At 61.5% G+C, this 1,253-nt stretch carries 2 protein-coding genes and 1 other annotated feature; both genes read left to right on the top strand.

Annotated features, from left to right (window positions below; genetic code table 11):
- Nucleotides 1-60: 60 nt before the first annotated feature.
- Nucleotides 61-366: a transposase gene (locus tag NQ034_RS16530; protein ID WP_373567257.1), complete on the top strand. Its 306-nt coding sequence runs from the start codon at nt 61-63 to the stop codon at nt 364-366.
- Nucleotides 327-455, top strand: a sequence feature (AL1L pseudoknot). Its footprint overlaps the gene before it by 40 nt.
- On the top strand, nt 363-1,253 hold an 891-nt coding region (locus tag NQ034_RS16025; RefSeq protein WP_373567255.1), incomplete at its 3' end, for an IS3 family transposase. (Overlaps the previous feature by 93 nt.) The genes NQ034_RS16530 and NQ034_RS16025, both read left to right, overlap by 4 nt.

Genomic DNA, 1,253 nt, shown 5'->3' with positions numbered 1-1,253 from the left:
TGAATCGCCCCGGGAATAATAGAGGCAGGGAGATTGGAAGAAGGAGATTCTCTCGTGCCAGTGAAATACACCGACGAACTCAAGGCTCGCGCCGTCGCGCTCGTCATCCATGCCCGGGCCGATCCCGCAACGGCCAACGGAGCCATCGCCCGCGTTGCCAACGAACTCGGGCTGAGCAAAGAAACCCTGCGAGTCTGGGTGCGTAAACACAAAGACTCCGGCAAGGCCACCCCGGCCGAGTCGGTCGACTTGGAAGCGGAGAACCGCCGGCTGCGGGCTGAGTTGGCTGAAGCGAAGCGGGCCAACGAGATTCTGAAGAGGGCTTCGGCTTTCTTCGCGGCGGAGCTCGACCGCCCATCGAGGTGATCGTCGCCTTCATCGACGACAATCGCTGCGAGTTCGGAGTCGAGCCAATCGTGCGCGCCCTGAAAGGGACTGTGGCACGGATTGCTGTGAGCTCGTATTACGCCTACAAGAAGCGTCAACCATCGGCTAGAGCCCGTCGGGACCACGCACTGATGGTCGTGATTCAGGATGTCTATGAGGCGAACTATTCCTGTTACGGGGTGCGGAAGATGTGGAAGGCGATCAACCGCGAGTACGCCGACCAGTTCGGGCCGGTGGCCCGCTGCACGGTGGAACGGTTGATGCGCCGGTTGGGCATCGACGGGGTCCGGCGGAGGCGGAAGCGTCCGAAGACGGCCTCGGCACGTGCTGAGGAATGTCCGGATGATCTTGTTGAACGTGAGTTCGTTGCAGCGGCCCCGAATTGTTTGTGGGTCGCTGACATCACCTATGTTCCGACGTCTGCTGGGTGGGTGTACACGACGTTCATCCTTGATGTCTTCCACAGGGAGATCGTCGGCTGGCAGGTGACGAACCATATGCGGGAGTCCTTGGCCAGGGACGCACTGACGATGGCTTTGGCTGCGAAATATCGGGCCGGCGAAGATGTCTCCGGGCTCGTCCACCACTCGGATCGCGGGGTGCAGTTCCGGTCGGTTCGCTATGGCGAGACTCTGGCGCAGTCCGAGGTCGTGGCGTCGGTGGGGTCACGCGGGGACTCATACGACAACGCCATGGCCGAGGCGCTGAACTCGGTCTACAAGGCAGAGCTGATCGACCGGAGGGTGTGGTCAGGGTTGATCGAGGTGATGGCGGAGACGTCGAAGTGGGTGGCCTGGTACAACCAGACGCGATTGCATTCGGCGATTGACTACCGGCCGCCTGTCGAGGTCCATTCTGAATGGATC

Origin of the sequence: Brevibacterium moorei (assembly GCF_024580735.1) — a bacterium.
Classification (GTDB): Bacteria; Actinomycetota; Actinomycetes; order Actinomycetales; family Brevibacteriaceae; genus Brevibacterium; species Brevibacterium moorei.
The sequence above is the reverse complement of the archived record's forward strand: the minus strand, read 5'-3'. Positions and strand labels throughout refer to the sequence as shown.